Raw genomic sequence first — 17,511 nt, forward strand, 5'->3', positions numbered from 1 at the left:
AACTCCCAGGGACGCAGCCGACGGAGACGGGGACGCCGTCGGCCGATCCGCTGAAGTGACGCCTCAGATGCCGACCGGGTGCCAGACGGTCTTGGTCTCGAGGTAGGCGGCGATGCGGTCGAGGCCGGGCTCGGCGATCCAGTCGGGCTCGGCCTCGGGCGCGCGCACGACACGCTTGAGGTTGTCGGCGGCGGCCAGCTCCAGCGACCGCGCCTGCTCGGCGTCGCCGGCCGCGCCCGCGAGGTCGACGGCGTTGACGTCCATGTGCGCGGCCAGGATCGGCGCGGTGTCGCCCAGCGGGCCGGTGAGGATGTTCACCACGCCGCCGGGGACGTCGGACGTCGCCAGCACCTCGGACAGTGTGATGGCCGGCAGCGGGCGCTCCGCCGACGCCGTCAGCACGACGGTGTTGCCGCCGACGATGGCCGGCGCCAGCACCGAGACCAGGCCGAGCAGCGACGACTGCTGCGGCGCCAGCACGGCGACGACGCCGGTGGGCTCGGGCACGGAGAAGTCGAAGTACGGCCCGGCGACCGGGTTGCTCGACCCGACGACCTGGGCGATCTTGTCCGACCAGCCCGCGTACCAGACCCAGCGGTCGATGGCCTCGTCGACGGCCGCCGTCGCCTTCGGGCGGGACAGGCCCTCGCCGGCCGCGACCTCGTCGACGAACTGCGAGTGGCGGCCCTCCATGACCTCGGCGACGCGGTAGAGCACCTGGCCGCGGTTGTACGCCGTCGCCCCGGACCACCCGCCGACAGCCTTGCGGGCGGCGACGACGGCGTCGCGGGCGTCCTTGCGCGAGGCCCAGGCCGCGTTGGCCAGGAACGTACCCTTGGCGTCGGTGACCTCGTAGGATCGGCCGGACTCGGAGCGGGGGAACTTGCCGCCGACGTAGAGCTTGTAGGTCTTCTTCACAGCCAGACGCTCGGCCATCAGTGCTCGCCCTTCAGGTACGCCAGCAGACCGTGGCGGCCGCCTTCGCGGCCGTAGCCCGACTCCTTGTAGCCGCCGAACGGCGACGTGGGGTCGAACCGGTTGAACGTGTTGGCCCAGACGACGCCGGCGCGTAGCTGCTGGGCCATCCACAGGATGCGCGAGCCCTTGTCGGTCCAGACGCCGGCGGACAGGCCGAACGGCGTGTTGTTGGCCTTCTCGACCGCCTCGGCCGGGGTGCGGAACGTCAGCACCGACAGGACCGGGCCGAAGATCTCCTCACGCGCGATGCGGTGCGCCTGGCTGACGCCGGTGAACACCGTCGGCGGGAACCAGAAGCCGCGCTCGGGCAGCTCGCACTCGGGCGACCAGCGCTCGGCGCCCTCGGCCTCGCCGACCTCGGACAGCTCGCGGATGCGGGTCAGCTGCTCCGCGGAGTTGATGGCGCCGATGTCGGTGTTCTTGTCCAGAGGGTCGCCGACGCGCAGCGTGCCGAGCCGCCGCTTGAGCCGGGCCAGGACGTCGTCGTACACCGACTCCTGCACCAGGAGCCGCGAGCCCGCGCAGCACACGTGCCCCTGGTTGAAGAAGATGCCGTTGACGATGCCCTCGACGGCCTGGTCGATGGGGGCGTCGTCGAACACGATGTTCGCGGCCTTGCCGCCCAGCTCGAGCGTCGCCTTCTTGGCGGTGCCGGCGACGCTGCGGGCGATCTGCTTGCCGACCTCGGTGGAGCCGGTGAACGCGACCTTGTCGACACCCGGGTGCTCGACCAGCGCGCGGCCGGTGTCGCCGGCGCCGGTGACGATGTTGACCACACCCGGCGGGAGGCCGGCCTGCTGGCAGATCTCGGCGAACAGCAGCGCCGTCAGCGGCGTGGTCTCGGCCGGCTTGAGCACGACGGTGTTGCCCGCGGCCAGCGCGGGGGCGATCTTCCACGACAGCATGAGCAGCGGGAAGTTCCACGGGATGACCTGGGCGGCGACGCCGTACGGCTTCGGGTCGGGCCCGGCCCCGGCGTACCCCAGCTTGTCGGCCCAGCCGGCGTAGTAGAAGAAGTGCGCGGCGACCAGCGGGATGTCGACGTCGCGCGACTCGCGGATCGGCTTGCCGTTGTCGATCGACTCGAGGACGGCCAGCTCGCGGGCGCGCTCCTGGATGATCCGCGCGATGCGGAACAGGTACTTGCCGCGGTCGCGCCCGGACAGCTTCGACCACGTGCGCTCGTAGGCGCGGCGGGCGGCCTGGACCGCCTTGTCGACGTCTTCGGCGCCGGCCGACGCGATCTCGGCCAGCACCTCCTCGGTGGCCGGGTTGACCGACTTGAACATCGACCCGTCGGTGGGCTCGACGAACTCGCCGTTCACGAACAGGCCGTACGAGCTCTTGATGTCGACGATGGCCCGCGACTCGGGCGCGGGGGCGTACTCGAACTTCGTCATGGTGGTGCCGCCTCAGTCCAGCGTGAAGTAGTCGGGGCCCGCGTAGCGACCGGTGGCGATCTTCTGCCGCTGCATGAGCAGGTCGTTCAGGAGGCTGGACGCGCCGAGCCGGAACCAGTCGGGGTCGAGCCAGTCGTCGCCGACGGTCTCGTTGACGAGGACCAGGTACTTGATGGCGTCCTTGCTGGTCCGGATGCCGCCGGCGGGCTTGACGCCGACCTGGCGGCCGGTGGCCTCGCGGAAGTCGCGGACAGCCTCGAGCATGACCAGCGTGACGGGGAGCGTGGCGGCCGGCGCGACCTTGCCGGTGCTGGTCTTGATGAAGTCGCCGCCGGCCAGCATGGCCAGCCAGGACGCCCGCCGGACGTTGTCATAGGTGGCCAGCTCGCCGGTCTCGAGGATCACCTTGAGGTGGGCGTCGCCGGCCGCCTGCTTGACGGCCACGATCTCCTCGAACACCTCGCCGTAGCGTCCGGCCAGGAACGCGCCGCGGTCGATGACCATGTCGACCTCGTCGGCGCCGGCCGCGACCGCGTCGCGGGTGTCGGCCTCTTTGACCGCCAGGCTGGTGCGCCCGGACGGGAAGCCGGTGGCGACGCTGGCGACCTTGACGGTGCGATGCGCGCCGCCGAGTGCCTCGACCGCCGTCGCGACGAGGTCGGGGTAGACGCAGACCGCCGCGACCTGCGGGACCGTCCGGTCGGAGGGATCGGGGCGCAGCGCCTTGGCGCTCAGCGCCCGCACCTTGCCGGGGGTGTCCTGACCCTCGAGCGTGGTGAGGTCGATCATCGAGATGGCGAGGTCGATGGCGTACTGCTTGGCCGTGGTCTTGATGGACCGCGTGGCCAGCGTGGCCGCCCGCGCCTCGGCGCCGGCCTGGTCGACGCCGGGCAGGCCGTGCAGGAAGCGGTGCAGCGACGCCTCGGAGGAGGTGATGTCGGGGAGCGAGCTGCGCGCGTCGTCGAGCGTGGTCACGCACCGAGTCTAAGGCGACGATCCGGAGATAGGCTGATCGCGATGTCCGGGGGCGACGCCTGCTGCGCTCCGCACCGTCCCGACGTCACGACGGGGGTGGTTGCGGAGCCGCATGCTGCCGCCGTCGTCGATACGGAGGGCATGGTCCTGCTGCCGGGCGGGCCGTTCCTCATGGGCACCGACGCGGCCGACGGCTATCCCGCCGACGGCGAGGGCCCGGTCCGCGAGGTGACGGTCGACCCGTTCCGCATCGACGCGACGACGGTGACGAACGCGGCCTTCGCGGACTTCGTCGACGCGACCGGCTGGGTCACGCTGGCCGAACGGTTCGGCACGTCCTTCGTCTTCGCCGGACTGCTCCCCGACGACCACCCGCCGACCCGCGCGGTGGCGGCGGCACCGTGGTGGCGCGAGGTGCCGGGGGCGTCGTGGCGGTGTCCGGAAGGGGTCGGTTCGAGCGTCGCGGAGCGCATTGATCACCCCGTCGTCCACGTGACCTGGCGCGATGCGCGGGCGTACGCGCGGTGGGCCGGCAAGCGGCTTCCCACCGAGGCCGAGTGGGAGTACGCCGCGCGGGGCGGCCTGGTACAGGCGCGCTATCCATGGGGCTCGGAGCGCGAGCCGGGCGGCGAGCACCGGATGAACGTCTGGCAGGGCACCTTCCCGACGACGAACACGCTGGCGGACGGGTGGCTGGGGACGGCGCCGGTCCGTGCGTACCCGCCGAACGGGTACGGGTTGCACGAGATGACCGGCAACGTCTGGGAGTGGTGCTCGGACTGGTTCCACCCGACGTGGCCGGGGTCGGCCGCGGCGCCGCGGGTCAACCCCGCCGGGCCGCCGCGGACGGACGCGAAGGTCATGCGCGGCGGCTCGTACCTGTGCCACGAGAGCTACTGCTTCCGGTACCGCGTCGACGCCCGCAGCTCGAACACGCCCGACAGCTCCGCCGGCAACATCGGCTTCCGCTGCGCCGCCGCCGTGTGAGGCGCTGATCCCGGCCGCACCCCTGGACATGGAACGCTCCGCGCGGCACGGTGTATACGTATACACACGTCTCCACCACCGGGAAGGGCTCGCGATGAAGACGCTCAAGGACCGCTCCGCCGCCGTGGACCGCACCGCCGAGGCCGCCGCCGTCACGGCGACCGTCGCGCGCATCCTGGCCGACATCGAGGCCGGCGGCGACGGCGCCGTGCGCAAGTACTCCGAGGAGCTGGACTCGTGGTCGCCGCCGTCGTTCCGGCTGAGCGACGAGGAGATCGAGCGCATCGTCGCGACGGTGCCGGCGCAGGCGATCGAGGACATCCGGTTCGCGCAGGCGCAGGTCCGCAACTTCGCCGAGCGGCAGCTGGCCTCGATGCAGGAGTTCGAGGTCGAGACCATGCCGGGCGTCCACCTGGGCCAGAAGCACATCCCCATCGCGAGCGTCGGCGCGTACATCCCGGGCGGGCGCTACCCGCTGACGGCGTCGGCGCACATGACGATCGTGACGGCGAAGGTCGCGGGCGTGGGCCGGGTGGCCGCGTGCACGCCGCCGATCCGGGGCGAGATACCGGCCGCCACCATCGCGGCGATGTCGCTGGCCGGCGCCGACGAGATCTACCTGCTCGGCGGCGTCCAGGCCATCGGCACGCTGGCGCTGGGCACCGAGTCGGTCCCGCCGGTCGACCTCATCGCGGGGCCGGGCAACGCCTACGTCGCCGAGGCGAAGAAGCAGCTCTACGGCCGGGTCGGGCTCGACCTGTTCGCCGGGCCGACGGAGATCCTGGTGCTCGCCGACGAGACGGCCGACCCGTTCACCGTGGCCGTCGACCTCCTCTCGCAGGCCGAGCACGGGCCGGACTCGCCCGCCGTCCTCATCACCACCAGCGAGGAGCTCGCCCGCCGGGCCATCGCGCACGTCGAGGAGATCCTGCCCGGCATGCCGACGAAGGACATGGCCGAGCCGGCGTGGCGCGACCACGGCGAGGTGCACGTCGTCGACACCCTCGAGGACGCGTACGCGCTGACCGACGAGCGGGCGTTCGAGCACGTCGAGGTGCTGACGGCGGACCCGCGAGCCGCGCTGGACCGGCTGCGCAACTACGGCAGCCTGTTCCTCGGCGAGCGCACGACGGTGTCGTTCGGCGACAAGGTCATCGGCACCAACCACGTGCTGCCGACGCGCGGTGCGGCCCGCTACACCGGCGGGCTCTGGGTCGGGAAGTACCTCAAGACGGTCACGTACCAGGAGATCACCGACGCCGCGTCCAGCGCGCTGCTCGGCGAGGTCTGCGGCCGGGCGTCGCGGGTCGAGCTGTTCGAGGGGCACGCGCGCTCCGGCGACATCCGCGCGGCCGCGCACACCGGCGTCTCCCCGGAGTGGACCGACCACGCGTTCGGCCCCGTGCGAGACTGACCCGCATGCCGAAGCCCGCGGGCGCCGCGCACCGTCCGCCCACCAGCGTCGACATCGCCCGGGCGGCGGGGACGTCGCAGGCGACGGTGTCGCGGGCGCTCAACGGCGGCCGGGTCGCGGCGGCCACGCGCGAGCGGATCCTGGCCATCAGCCGCGAGCTCGGCTACACCCCGAACGCCACCGCTCGCGCCATGGTGACCAGCCGCACCGGCCTGGTCGGCGTGGTGGTCTCGGACATCACGAACCCGTTCTACCCGGAGTTCCTCGAAGAGATCGCCGCCTGCCTGGGCGCTCGCCGGCAGCACATGCTGCTGCAGAACGCCGCCGGCGGGGACGAGGTGGACGCCGTCGACCTGCTGCTGCAACAGCGGGTCGACGGCATCGTCTTCACGGCCGCGGTCGAGGGGTCGGAGGCGGTCGCCGGCCTGGTGGCGCGCCGGTTCCCGGTGGTGCTCGCGAACCGCGTCACCGACGCCGGCTGCGACGCCGTCGAGGGCGACAACGCGGCCGGGGCCGCCGCCGTCGTCGACCATCTCGCGGACCTCGGGCACCGCACCATCGCGGTGCTCGCGGGCACGCCGGGTGCGAGCACGTCGAAGCAGCGGCTCGACGGGTTCCGCCGCCGGCTCGCGGCACTGGGGCTGCCGCCGGCGCGGGTCGTGCCGGCCGACTTCCACTACGACGACGGCGTCCGCGCGGCGACGGCACTGCTCACCGGACCGGAGCCGCCGACGGCGATCGTCGGCCAGAACGACCTGCTGGCGTTCGCCGCCCTCAACGCCGCCGCCGCGCTGGGCGTGCCGGTGCCGGAGCGGCTCTCTGTCGTCGGCTTCGACGACGTGCGGCAGGCGTCCTGGCCGACCCTGGGCCTGACGACGGTGCGCCAGCCGCTCGCGGGCATGGCGGCGCGCTCGGTCGAGCTGCTGAACGAGCGGATCGCCGACCCCGGCCTCCCGCCGCGGCGCGAGGTGCTGCCGGCGAACCTCGTCGTGCGCGGGACGACGGGTCCAGCCCACTCCTGAGCCGCGCAATCCCCGCGGCCGATTCCTGCGTACTCCACGCGACGCAGCTCGACCGAGGAGGTTCGACATGCATGTCCGCAGGCGTCTCATCGCACTGGCCACCGGGCTGGCCGCCGCGGCGTTCCTGGGCCTGACGGGGCCCGCGACGGCGACCGCGGGGTCCGCGCCGCCGACCCCGTTCAACTTCTACGTCAACAACGTCACCGCCACGCAGGTCTCGATGCAGTGGTCGCCCGGGTACATCACCGAGCCGACCCGGTGGCGGGTCTACCAGAACGACGTGCTCGTGACCACGAGCCTCGGCAGCGCCTACGTCGCGCGGAACCTGGTGCCGGGCCAGACGTACAGCTACCGGATCGTCGCCGTGGACACCGGCGGCGACGTCGCCGCGCCGACCCGCACGATCACCGTCACGACCCGCGGTCCCGGTGTGCAGCCGGGCGCGCCGTCGGGCCTGCGGGCCACCGAGGTGTCGCCGGCGCGGGTCGCCCTGGAGTTCGACCGGCCGGGTGACGAGTTCGACGTGTGGGCGTACCAGGTCTTCGACGGGCCGACGCTGGTCGGGTCGGCGGCCGCGCCGTTCGCGCAGCCGACGGCGACGGTGACGCTCCGGCAGCTGGCCCCGGGCAGTGCCCACGCGTACACCGTCCGCGCCCTCCGCAGCGGCGGCCTGTCCGCGCCGTCGAACACGCTGGCCGTGACGACGCCCACGACGACCGACGTGACGCCGCCGACCGCTCCCGCGGCGCTGGCCGGCCGGATCGTCCGCTACACCTGCGACAACGCGTCGCTCACGTGGACGCCGTCGACGGACGACCGGGAGGCCGCCGCCGGCATCGACTACGAGGTGTTCGGCAACGGCCGGCTGATCTCCGTCGCCCGCGGCGCCGGGGCGGCCACCGTCTGGCTGCCCGACCTCGGTGCCAACCGGCTCACGGTGCGCGCCGTCGACGGCTCCGGCAACGCGTCAGCGTTCAGCAACACGATCACGCTGACGGTGGACCCGGCCTGCGAGCCCTAACCCTCCAGTCCCAGCGCGGCGGCGACGTCGGCGCGGACGGCGGCCAGCCGCTCGCGGGCGACGGTGCGGGCGGCTGACACGCCGGCGCCGGCGTCGCCGTCGACCGGGACGACCACCTCGAGGTAGCACTTGAGCTTCGGCTCGGTGCCGCTGGGCCGGACGACGACGCGGGTGGAGTCGGCGGTCAGGTAGCGCAGGCCGTCGGTGGGCGGGAGTCCGCCGTCGCCGGCCAGCAGGTCGTCGGCGACCTCGACCGCGGACCCGCCCAGCGACGACGGCGGCGCGGACCGCAGCCGCGCCATGGCGGCGCCGATCAGCGAGAGGTCGTCGACCCGCACCGACAGCTGGTCGGTGGCGTGCAGGCCGTGCGCGACGGCGAGATCGTCGAGCACGTCCCACAAGGTGCGCCCGGCCGCCTTCGTCAGCGCCGCCAGCTCGGCCACCAGGACGGCGGCGGAGATGCCGTCCTTGTCGCGCACCGACTCGGGGTCGACGCAGTAGCCGAGCGCCTCCTCGTAGCCGTAGGCCAGGCCGGGCACCCGCGAGATCCACTTGAACCCCGTCAGCGTCTCCGAGTGCTCGAGGCCGTGCGCCGCGGCGATGCGCCCGAGCAGCCGTGACGACACGATCGAGTTCGCCAGCACGCCGCGAGCGCCGCGCCCCGCGAGGTGCGAGCCCAGCAGCGCGCCGACCTCGTCGCCGTGCAGCATCTTCCAGCCGTCGCCGTCGGATGCGCGGACCGGCAGCGCCACCGCGCACCGGTCGGCGTCGGGGTCGTTGGCGATGACGATGTCCGCTCCGACCCGCTCGGCGAGAGCCAGCGCGAGGTCGATGGCGCCGGCCTCCTCGGGGTTGGGGAAGTCGACGGTGGGGAAGTCGGGGTCGGGCTCGGCCTGCTCGGCGACAGCGTGGACGTCGGTGAACCGGGCCCTGATGAGCGCCTCGCCGACGGTGACGCCGCCGACGCCGTGCAGCGACGTGTGCACGATGCGCAGGTCGCGCGGTCCGCCCTCCTCGGCCACTTCGGCCGCCGCGGTGAGGTACGCCGTCACGACCTCCTCGCCGATCTCGGCCCAGCCGGACTCGGCTCGCGGCACCGACGCCACCGACGGGACCGCGTCGATGCGCGCGGCGATCTGCACGTCCGCGGGATCGACGATCTGCGAGCCGCCGTCCGGCCCGCCGAGGTAGACCTTGTAGCCGTTGTCCTGCGGCGGGTTGTGGCTGGCCGTGACCATGACGCCGGCGTCGGCCGCCAGGTGCCGCACCGCGAACGCCAGCACCGGCGTCGGCAGCGTGCGCGGCATGACCAGCGCCTCGATGCCGGCCGCGGTCATGACGGCGGCGGTGTCGACGGCGAAGTCGTAGGAGCGGTAGCGGGCGTCGAAGCCGATGACCACGCGGTGGCGCGAACCGTTCGCCGGAGAGCGGGTGTCGCGCAGGTACGCGGCCAGACCGGCGGCGGCGCGGATGACGACGGCGCGGTTCATGCGGTTGGGGCCTGCTCCGATGGCGCCGCGCAGGCCGGCGGTGCCGAACTGCAGGATTCCGGCGAACCGGTCGGCGAGGTCGGCGAGCGCGGCGTCGTCACCGCCGGCGGCGCCGTCGAGCACCGTCTGCAGCTCCTGGCGCGTCGCCGGATCGGGGTCGTCGGCCAGCCAGGCGCGGGCCTGGTCGAGCACGTCGGTCATCGCGAGCCATCCCTTCTCGCGGGGCGGGCCGGGCGCCGCGTCGCGTACAGGAGATCCTAGGAGCATGCAGGTGTGCATCCTCGGACCGGTGCGCGTCGGGCCGGCCGGCGTCGTCCCGGGCGCCGGCGTGCGCGCGTTGCTGGCCCGGCTGGCGCTGGCGCCCGGGCGCGTGGTGGGGGCCGAGACCCTCGTCGACGACCTCTGGACCGACCGCCCGGCCAACGCCGCCAACGCCGTGCAGGCGGTCGTGTCGCGGCTGCGCAAGGCGCTGAACGGCCATCCGGTCGTGGTCGAGGCGGTGGCCGGCGGCTACCGCCTCGCGGTCGGCCGCGAGGACATCGATGCGACAGCGGCAGAGTCGCTGCTGGCGGCCGCGACGGCGGCGCTGCGGGCCGGTGACGCGCCGGCGGCTGCCACCGACGCGGGCCGGGCGCTGGACCTCTGGCGGGGCGAGCCCTTGGCCGACGTCGGCGACGCGCCGTTCGCCGCGACCGAGGCGACCCGGCTCGCGACCCTGCGCCTGGACCTGCGCCGCACCCGGGTCGAGGCCGACCTGCGCCGCGGGGCGCACGCCGACCTCCCCGCCGAGCTGGCCGCACTGGCCGACGACCACCCACTCGACGAGGCGCTGCTGGTGCAGCTGATGCGGGCGCTGGTGGCGACCGGGCGGCCGGCCGAGGCACTGGCGGCGTACGAGGCCGGGCGCGAGCGGCTGGCCGACGCCCTGGGTGCCGACCCCGGGCCGCAGCTGCGCGCCGTGCACCTGGCGGTGCTGAACCAGGATCGGTCCGCGCTGCGGCTGGGCACGACGGCGGCGGGCGACGGCGTCCGCCCCGCGCCGACGGCGACACCGCTGCGGCTGCGCCGGTCGGCGACCCCCCTGCTCGGCCGCGACGACGAGCTGGCCGCCGTCGAGGCACTGCTCGGCGACGCCCGGCTGGTGACGCTGCTGGGCCCCGGCGGCGTCGGCAAGACCCGCTTCGCCACGGAGGTCGCGCTGCGCCGCGTCGACCGCACCGGCCGCCCCGTCCACCTGGTCGAGCTGGCAGGCCTGCGCGCCGCCGAGGACGTGCTGCCGGCGGTGCTCACGGCGCTCGGGGTGCGCGAGGTCAGCCTCATCGACCGCAGCGCTCACCCCGTCGTCCGGAGCCCGGTCGAGCGGCTGCGCGAGGCGCTGGCCGACAGCGACGCGCTCCTCGTCGTCGACAACTGCGAGCACCTGGTCGAGGCGGTCGCGCCCGTGGTGCACGAGATGGTGACGGCGTCGGCCGAGGTCCGCGTGCTGGCGACCAGCCGCACCCCGCTCGCCGTCGACGGCGAGGTCGTCCACCCGCTGCCCGCCCTCGCACTACCGCCCGACGGCGTGGACCAGCTGGGCTATCCGGCGGTCCGGCTGTTCCACGACCGCGCCCGGGCCGCCCGACCCGCGGTCCTGCTCGACCCGGCCGTCGTCGCCGACGTCTGCCGGCACCTCGACGGGCTGCCGCTGGCCATCGAGCTGGCCGCCGCGAAGGTGCGGTCGATGTCGGTGGAGCAGATCGCCGCGCGGCTCGACGACCGGTTCGGGCTACTGGTCGACGGTCCCCGCACCGCGCCCGAGCGGCACCGGACGCTGCTCGCCGTCGTCCGCTGGAGCTGGGAGCTGCTCGACAAGGGCGAGCAGGCCGTGCTGCGGCGGCTGTCCGTCCTGCCCGGCGGCGCCGACGCGGCGACCGCGGCCGCGGTGTGCGGGTACGACGGCGTCCTCGTCGACCCCGCGCTGGCCGGGCTGGTGGACCAGTCGCTGCTGGTCGTCGACGAGTCAGGCGGCGTCGTCCGGTTCCGGCTGCTCGAGACGGTCCGCGAGTTCGCCGACGCCGAGCTTCTGGCTGCCGGCGAGCGGGCCGCCGCGACCGACGCGCTGGTCGCCTGGGCGGCGGAGCTGACGGCCGAGGCCAGGCCGCACCTGCGCGGGCCGGGCCAGGTGACCTGGGCCGGCACTCTCGCCCGCGAGCACGACAACCTGGTGGCCGGGCTGCGTGCCGCCATCGACGGCGCCGACAGCCAGGCCGCGTACACCATCGCGGCGACCATGTGCTGGTACTGGGCGGTGCAGGGGCTGCACTCCGAGGTGTCCGCCTGGGCCGCGCAGGTGCTGGAGCTGACCGGCCCGGTCGACGACGACACCGTCGTGGTGCTGTGCTCGGTGGCGATCCCGAACCTGCTCATCCACGGCGCCGACCGCAACAGCGGCGCGACCATGCTCCGGCTGCGGCGCATCGTGTCGTCCGGCCGCGTGCTCGACCCCGTCGTCCGGGCCCTCGGCGAGATGATCCTCGGCGCGATGAACCCCCGGCCGGAGCGGCAGGAACGGGTCCGTGCCGCCGTCGCCGCGGCCGACGACCCGTGGATCGAGAGCGCGCTGACGCTGTTCGACAGCTTCACCGCCGACAACGACGGCCGGCCTGAGGACTCGCGCCGGCTGGGCCGCACGGCGTTCGAAGGGTTCTCCGAGATCGGGGACCAGTGGGGCGTCGGCATGGCCGCGATGACCCTCGGCATGAACGAGGCGGTCAGCGGCGACGGCTCCGTGGCGGTCGGGCTGCTCGACCAGGCGGTGCGCAGCTTCGAGGCTCTCGGCGCGCGCATGGACGGCAGGCAGGTGGAGCTGCTGCGGGCCATCGTGCGCATCCGGGCGGGCGACGTCGCCCGCGGGGTCACCGAGCTGACCGAGCTGCTCGACGCCTACCCGGGCGACTCCGGGGTCGTCACGCTGGCCGAGAGCGGGCTGGGCGAGGCGGCGGCGCGCATGGGTGACCCCGTGGCCATGCTCTCGCACTACGAGGACGCGGTGGCGGCGGCCCGGGCGCCCGAGCCCACCGGGCCGCTGCAGCTGCGCGTCGTCGCGCTGGCCGGCGCCGCCATGGCCCGCCTGCGCACCGGCGACGAGGACGTCGACGACCTGCTCGACGACGCGTTCGGCTTCGCCATCGCCGACGGCGACCGCCCGGTCATCGGGCTGGTCGCCGTCGCGTACGGCCGGATCGCCCAGGCCCGTGGCGACGCCACCCGGGCGGCCCGGCTGATCGCGCTCGGCCGCCGGCTCAGCGCGATCGAGCTGCTCGGCGACATCACGCACCCGGCGCTCGCCGAGCTCCCGGAGCCCGACGAGCGCCTGCTGGGGGCCGAGCGGGACCGCGTCCGCGACCTGACCGCCCCCGCCGTCGTGCGGGAGATCGCGGCGCTCGTCCGGCCCGATGAGGACATCAGGACTTCCGGCGGTAGGCCCGCACCGTGAGCGGCGCGAACACCGCCACCAGGACCACGCAGCCGATCAGCGCCCAGCCGACGTCGCCGGCCTGCGGGTTGCCCGCCATGAGCCCGCGGGCCGCCGTCACCAGGTGCGACACCGGGTTGACGTCGACCCAGGCGCGCAGCCAGCCGGGCATCGTCGACGGGTCGACGAACACGTTGCTGGCGAACGTCAGCGGGAACATCGCGAGCATGCTGACGCCCTGAACGGCCCCGGCCGAGCGCATGACCAGGCCGAGGAGCGCGAAGACCCAGCTCAGCGAGAACGCGAACACCAGCACCAGCAGAATGGCGGCGACCACGTCGAGCACGCCGCCGTCGGGCCGGAAGCCCATCGCCATGCCGACGCCGAGGCAGACCACGGCCGCCACGACATAGCGGATGCCGTCGGCCAGCAGCGCGCCGAGCAGGGCCGCCGGCCGCCAGATCGGCAGCGACCGGAACCGGTCGAAGATGCCCTTGCCGATGTCGGTGTTCAGCGAGATGCCGGTGTACAGCGACGCCATGACCACGGTCTGCACCAGGATGCCCGGCAGCACGAACTGCAGGTACTCCTGCGTGCTGCCGGAGACCGCGCCGCCGAACAGGTAGACGAACATCAAGATGAAGATCACCGGCTGGAACGTCACGTCGAACAGCTGCTCGGGGATGCGCCGGATCTTCAGCACGCTCCGCCAGCCCAGCGTCAGGCTGGCCGACAGCGCGCTCGGCGGGGTGGGCCGCTCGACCCGAGTGGCGACGGTGCGGACGGGCCGCTCGAGAGTGGTGGTGCTCATGCGGCGCTCCTTTCGGTGTTCTCGGCCGGGATGTCCTCGGCCGCGTGGCCGGTCAGGGTGAGGAAGACCTCGTCGAGGCTGGGGCGCTGGACCCCGATCTCGTCGATGCCGACGCCCTCGGCGCGCAGCCGGATCATCAGATCGGCGACGGCGTCCGGGTCAGCGACCGGCGCGGTGATGACGGCGGCCTCCGGGGTGCGGTGCGGGGTGGTGTCGAGGACCTGCGCGACCAGCCGCTCGGCGGCCTCGCGCTGGGTGTCGTCGGCCAGGCGCAGGTGCAGCGAGTTGCGGCCCACCGACGCCTTGAGGTCGGTGCTGGTGCCCTCGGCGATGACGGTGCCGCGGTCGATGACGGCGATCCGGTCGGCCAGCTGGTCGGCCTCGTCGAGGTACTGGGTGGTGAGCAGGACGGTGGTGCCGCCGGCGACGAGGTCGCGGACGATGTCCCACACCTGGCCGCGGCTGCGCGGGTCCAGGCCGGTGGTCGGCTCGTCCAGGAACAGCACGTCCGGCGTGACGACGATGCTCGCGGCCAGGTCGATGCGCCGGCGCATGCCGCCGGAGAAGTGCTTGACCGGCCGGCTCGCGGCCTCGGTGAGGTCGAAGCTCTCGAGCAGCTCGGCCGCCCGGGCCTTCGACTGCGAGCGGCTCAGCCCGACCAGCCGCGACTGCAGGACCAGGTTCTCGGTGCCGGTGAGGTCCTCGTCGACCGAGGCGTACTGCCCGGTCAGCCCTATGAACGTGCGCACCTCGTCGGCGTCGTCGACGACGTCGTGCCCGAGGACCCGGGCGCTGCCGCCGTCGGGCCGCAGCAGGGTGGTGAGCATGCGGACGGTGGTGGTCTTGCCGGCGCCGTTCGGCCCGAGGACCCCGTAGACGGTCCCGGCGCGCACGGCGAGGTCGACGCCGTCGACGGCGCGGTTCTCGCCGAACGCCTTGACCAGGCCGTGCGCCTCGATGGCCAGTTCGTTCATGCGTTCCTCCTGAGTTCGATGTGCTCAGGAGTCAGCTTCAGGGGCGCGGCTGACCGACCGCTGACAGTCCGCTGACGGCGTCGTGTCAGAGCTTGGCGACGACCTCCGCGAGCAGGGCGCTGATGCGAGGACCGGCGGCCTGACCTGCCTCGATGACCTCGGCATGGCTCAACGGTGTGGAGCTGATGCCGGCCGCGGGATTGGTGACCAGCGAGACGCCGAGCACCTCGAGCCCGGCCTCGCGCGCGGCGATCGCCTCGAGCGCCGTCGACATGCCGACGAGGTCGCCGCCGATGCGCTGGGCCATGCGGACCTCGGCGGGGGTCTCGTAGTGCGGCCCGCGGAACTGGACGTAGACGCCGTCGGGCAGGGAGGGGTCGACCTCGCGGGCGAGGCTGCGGAGGCGGCTGGAGTAGAGGTCGGTGAGGTCGACGAAGTTCGCGCCTTCGATCGGCGATGTCGCGGTGAGGTTGATGTGGTCGCTGATCAGCACCGGCCTGCCGGCCGCCCACTCCTCGCGAAGACCGCCGCACCCGTTCGTCAGTACGAGCGTGGCTGCACCGGCCGCTGCCGCCGTCCGCACCCCGTGCACGACGGCGCGCACCCCGCGACCCTCGTAGAGGTGGGTGCGGGCGCCGAGGACGAGCGCGTGCTTGCCGCTGGTTGCGACGCGGATCGAGCGGAGGGTGCCCACGTGCCCGACGACGGCCGCCTTGCCGAACCCCGGCACGTCGGTGCTCGGCAGCTCCGCCACCGTCTCGCCGATGAGGTCGGCCGCGCCGCCCCACCCGGAGCCCAGCACGAGTGCGATGTCGTGCCGCTCCACTCCCGTGGCGGTGGCGATGTACTCGGCCGCGGCCTGGGCGGCGCCGCGCGGGTCGTCCAGCAGCTCGGTCACCGGGCGACCCTATCGCTCTCGCCTGCCAAGGGGGCGGATCAGCGGTGGTGCCGGATCCCGTCCACGCTCACACCACGCCAGGTCAGGACGGCGATGAGGACGGCTGCGGCGGTGATGGCGATGTCGGCGACGTTCCCGACGAAGAGGCCGCCGTAGTCGATGAAGTCGACGACATGGCCCTCGGGGAAGCCGGGGTCGCGGAACAGCCGGTCGATGAGGTTGCCGAACGCGCCGCCGAGCAGCAGGCCGAACGCGACCGCCCAGCCGCGCGAGCCCAGCTTCGCCGACGCCCGGATGACCACCGCGATCACCACGACGACGATGAGCGTGAGCACCCAGGTCATCCCGGTCGCGATCGAGAACGCCGCGCCGGAGTTGTAGAGCAGCCGCAGTTGCAGCAGGTCGCCGACGATCTCGATCGGCTCGCGCCCGGTCAGCTCGTTCTCGGCCCACCACTTCGTCAGCTGGTCGACGGCGGTCACCAGCACGGCGATGACGGCGAGCCGGCTGATGAGGCGCCAGTTGGTCGGCGCGGGCGGTGTGGCCTCGTCGTCGGGTGTGGTCGGCACGGAGCTAGGGTGCCATGCCGGGTTCACGCAGGTGACCACCGGGCGTGCCGCAGGTGCCGCCGTCGTGCGGGACAATGGCCACGTGACACGTGTGGCGATTCTCGGCGGCGGACCCGGCGGTTACGAGGCGGCGCTCGTCGCGGCGCAGCTCGGGGCGGAGGTCACGCTGGTCGACCGCGACGGCGTGGGCGGCTCGGCCGTCCTCACCGACTGCGTCCCCAGCAAGACCCTCATCGCGACGGCCGAGGTCGTCACCGACGCCGCCGAGTCAGCGGAGCTGGGCGTCGAGCTGGGCCACGACACCGTCGGCGTCGACCTCCGCCGCGTCAACCAGCGAGTGCTCGCGCTGGCCAAGGCGCAGTCGGCCGACACCACGGCGGCGGTCGAGAAGGCCGGCGTGCAGATCCTGCGCGGCACCGGCCGGCTCGCCCCCGGCGACCGTGTGGTCGTCGACGACGGCGCCCATGAGTTCGTCGCCGACGTCGCGCTGCTGGCCACCGGCGCGCGGCCGCGCATCCTGCCCGAGGCGGAGCCCGACGGCGAGCGCATCCTGACCTGGGAGCAGGTCTACGACCTCGACGAGCTGCCGGAGCACCTGGTCGTCGTCGGGTCCGGCGTCACGGGCGCGGAGTTCGCCAGCGCCTACAGCGCCCTCGGCGCCGACGTCACGCTGGTGTCGTCGCGCGACCGCGTCCTCCCCGGCGAGGACGCCGACGCCGCGTACGTGCTGGAAGAGGTGTTCGCGCGGCGCGGGCTGACCGTGCTGTCGAAGTCGCGGGCGGCGTCGGTGCGGCGTTCCGGCGACGGCGTCGTCGTGGAGCTGACGGACGGGCGGACGGTGCGCGGCTCGCACTGCCTCATGGCGGTCGGGTCGGTGCCGAACACCGAGGGACTCGGGCTGTCCGAGTGCTCGGTGGCGCTCGACGACCACGGCTTCATCAAGGTCGACCGCGTGTCGCGCACGTCGGCCCGCGGCGTCTACGCGGCCGGCGACGTCACAGGCGTGAACATGCTGGCCTCGGTGGCGGCCATGCAGGGCCGGACCGCCATGTGGCACGCGCTGGGCGACGCGGTGTCGCCGCTGAACCTCAAGACGGTCGCCGCGAACGTCTTCACCGACCCCGAGATCGCGACCGTCGGCTGGTCCCAGGCCGCCGTCGACTCCGGCGACATCGACGCGGTCGCCGTCAAACTGCCGCTGGCCACCAACGCGCGGGCGAAGATGCTGGGCATCCGCGACGGCTTCGTGAAGCTGTTCTGCCGGCCGGGGACGGGCATCATCGTCGGCGGCGTCGTGGTGGCGCCGCGGGCCAGCGAGCTGATCCACCCCATCTCCATGGCCGTCGAGGCGTCCCTCACCGTCGACCAGATGGCGCGCGCCTTCACCGTCTACCCGTCGTTGAGTGGTTCGGTCGCCGAGGCGGCAAGGCAGCTGCACCGCCGCGACTGAACCTCCGCCGACCTTGTCGGTGGGTGCGGGTAAGATCATTTGCATGTTCGAATTCGCTGCTCCGC

General features: G+C 73.7%; 14 protein-coding genes. 6 read left to right on the forward strand and 8 right to left on the reverse strand.

Annotation, left to right across the window (positions count from 1 at the left end; genetic code table 11):
- Nucleotides 1-63 precede the first annotated feature (63 nt).
- The 3 genes from HD601_RS14350 to deoC are packed head-to-tail and all read right to left on the reverse strand — an operon-like array spanning nt 64 to nt 3,353.
- Nucleotides 64-936, reverse strand: a complete 873-nt coding sequence (locus HD601_RS14350; protein ID WP_184822884.1) for an aldehyde dehydrogenase family protein — start codon at nt 934-936, stop codon at nt 64-66.
- Nucleotides 936-2,378 carry an aldehyde dehydrogenase family protein gene (locus HD601_RS14355; RefSeq protein WP_184822886.1) on the reverse strand — a complete coding sequence of 481 codons (1,443 nt, stop codon included), beginning with the start codon at nt 2,376-2,378 and terminating at the stop codon, nt 936-938. The genes HD601_RS14350 and HD601_RS14355 overlap by 1 nt, the downstream gene beginning before the upstream one ends.
- A 12-nt stretch (nt 2,379-2,390) precedes the next feature.
- Complete coding sequence (gene deoC / locus HD601_RS14360; RefSeq protein WP_184822888.1) at nt 2,391-3,353, reverse strand: deoxyribose-phosphate aldolase; 963 nt, start codon at nt 3,351-3,353, stop codon at nt 2,391-2,393.
- A 42-nt stretch (nt 3,354-3,395) separates the two neighbouring features.
- Between deoC and HD601_RS14365 the strand changes: the two genes are divergently transcribed.
- The 4 genes from HD601_RS14365 to HD601_RS14380 all read left to right on the forward strand — a co-directional run bounded on the left by HD601_RS14365 (nt 3,396) and on the right by HD601_RS14380 (nt 7,797).
- Nucleotides 3,396-4,340 (forward strand): formylglycine-generating enzyme family protein, encoded by a 945-nt coding sequence (locus tag HD601_RS14365; RefSeq protein ID WP_221440979.1) that lies wholly within the window; start codon nt 3,396-3,398, stop codon nt 4,338-4,340.
- Between the two features lie 94 nt (nt 4,341-4,434).
- The gene (gene hisD / locus HD601_RS14370; RefSeq protein WP_184822890.1) at nt 4,435-5,754 is read left to right on the forward strand and encodes a histidinol dehydrogenase; all 1,320 of its coding nucleotides are present in this window, start codon (nt 4,435-4,437) and stop codon (nt 5,752-5,754) included.
- A gap of 5 nt (nt 5,755-5,759) precedes the next feature.
- On the forward strand, nt 5,760-6,776 hold the full coding sequence (locus tag HD601_RS14375; protein ID WP_184822892.1) for a LacI family DNA-binding transcriptional regulator: 1,017 nt from the start codon (nt 5,760-5,762) through the stop codon (nt 6,774-6,776).
- Nucleotides 6,777-6,843: 67 nt separating this feature from the next.
- On the forward strand, nt 6,844-7,797 hold the full coding sequence (locus HD601_RS14380; RefSeq protein WP_184822894.1) for a fibronectin type III domain-containing protein: 954 nt from the start codon (nt 6,844-6,846) through the stop codon (nt 7,795-7,797).
- Here HD601_RS14380 and HD601_RS14385 read toward each other — a convergent pair.
- Nucleotides 7,794-9,488, reverse strand: coding sequence for a phospho-sugar mutase (locus HD601_RS14385; protein WP_184822896.1), 1,695 nt, complete (start codon nt 9,486-9,488; stop codon nt 7,794-7,796). The genes HD601_RS14380 and HD601_RS14385 overlap by 4 nt on opposite strands.
- 64 nt (nt 9,489-9,552) lie before the next feature.
- Between HD601_RS14385 and HD601_RS14390 the strand changes: the two genes are divergently transcribed.
- The gene (locus HD601_RS14390) at nt 9,553-12,765 is read left to right on the forward strand and encodes an AfsR/SARP family transcriptional regulator (protein ID WP_184822898.1); all 3,213 of its coding nucleotides are present in this window, start codon (nt 9,553-9,555) and stop codon (nt 12,763-12,765) included.
- Here HD601_RS14390 and HD601_RS14395 read toward each other — a convergent pair.
- The 4 genes from HD601_RS14395 to lspA all read right to left on the reverse strand — a co-directional run bounded on the left by HD601_RS14395 (nt 12,734) and on the right by lspA (nt 15,996).
- Nucleotides 12,734-13,555 carry an ABC transporter permease gene (locus HD601_RS14395; protein ID WP_184822900.1) on the reverse strand — a complete coding sequence of 274 codons (822 nt, stop codon included), beginning with the start codon at nt 13,553-13,555 and terminating at the stop codon, nt 12,734-12,736. The genes HD601_RS14390 and HD601_RS14395 overlap by 32 nt on opposite strands.
- Nucleotides 13,552-14,529 carry an ATP-binding cassette domain-containing protein gene (locus HD601_RS14400; RefSeq protein ID WP_184822902.1) on the reverse strand — a complete coding sequence of 326 codons (978 nt, stop codon included), beginning with the start codon at nt 14,527-14,529 and terminating at the stop codon, nt 13,552-13,554. The genes HD601_RS14395 and HD601_RS14400 overlap by 4 nt, the downstream gene beginning before the upstream one ends.
- Nucleotides 14,530-14,614: 85 nt before the next feature.
- Nucleotides 14,615-15,427 carry a purine-nucleoside phosphorylase gene (locus tag HD601_RS14405; RefSeq protein ID WP_184822904.1) on the reverse strand — a complete coding sequence of 271 codons (813 nt, stop codon included), beginning with the start codon at nt 15,425-15,427 and terminating at the stop codon, nt 14,615-14,617.
- 38 nt (nt 15,428-15,465) lie between these two features.
- Entirely contained in the window at nt 15,466-15,996 is a 531-nt protein-coding gene (gene lspA, locus HD601_RS14410; protein WP_184822906.1) for a signal peptidase II, read from the reverse strand.
- Between the two features lie 82 nt (nt 15,997-16,078).
- Between lspA and HD601_RS14415 the strand changes: the two genes are divergently transcribed.
- Complete coding sequence (locus HD601_RS14415) at nt 16,079-17,446, forward strand: NAD(P)H-quinone dehydrogenase (protein WP_221440980.1); 1,368 nt, start codon at nt 16,079-16,081, stop codon at nt 17,444-17,446.
- The last annotated feature ends 65 nt before the right edge of the window (nt 17,447-17,511 follow it).

It is taken from the genome of Jiangella mangrovi (assembly GCF_014204975.1).
In the GTDB taxonomy this organism is placed as follows: Bacteria; Actinomycetota; Actinomycetes; order Jiangellales; family Jiangellaceae; genus Jiangella; species Jiangella mangrovi.

Bases quoted from the DNA above. Each gene is read 5' to 3' on its own strand.
- HD601_RS14375 (WP_184822892.1), top strand. From the start codon at position 5,760: ATGCCGAAGCCCGCGGGCGCCGCGCACCGTCCGCCCACCAGCGTCGAC.
- HD601_RS14380 (WP_184822894.1), top strand. From the start codon at position 6,844: ATGCATGTCCGCAGGCGTCTCATCGCACTGGCCACCGGGCTGGCCGCC.
- HD601_RS14355 (WP_184822886.1), bottom strand. From the start codon at position 2,378: ATGACGAAGTTCGAGTACGCCCCCGCGCCCGAGTCGCGGGCCATCGTC.
- hisD (WP_184822890.1), top strand. From the start codon at position 4,435: ATGAAGACGCTCAAGGACCGCTCCGCCGCCGTGGACCGCACCGCCGAG.
- HD601_RS14350 (WP_184822884.1), bottom strand. From the start codon at position 936: ATGGCCGAGCGTCTGGCTGTGAAGAAGACCTACAAGCTCTACGTCGGC.
- HD601_RS14390 (WP_184822898.1), top strand. From the start codon at position 9,553: ATGCAGGTGTGCATCCTCGGACCGGTGCGCGTCGGGCCGGCCGGCGTC.
- HD601_RS14365 (WP_221440979.1), top strand. From the start codon at position 3,396: ATGTCCGGGGGCGACGCCTGCTGCGCTCCGCACCGTCCCGACGTCACG.
- HD601_RS14395 (WP_184822900.1), bottom strand. From the start codon at position 13,555: ATGAGCACCACCACTCTCGAGCGGCCCGTCCGCACCGTCGCCACTCGG.
- HD601_RS14400 (WP_184822902.1), bottom strand. From the start codon at position 14,529: ATGAACGAACTGGCCATCGAGGCGCACGGCCTGGTCAAGGCGTTCGGC.
- HD601_RS14385 (WP_184822896.1), bottom strand. From the start codon at position 9,488: ATGACCGACGTGCTCGACCAGGCCCGCGCCTGGCTGGCCGACGACCCC.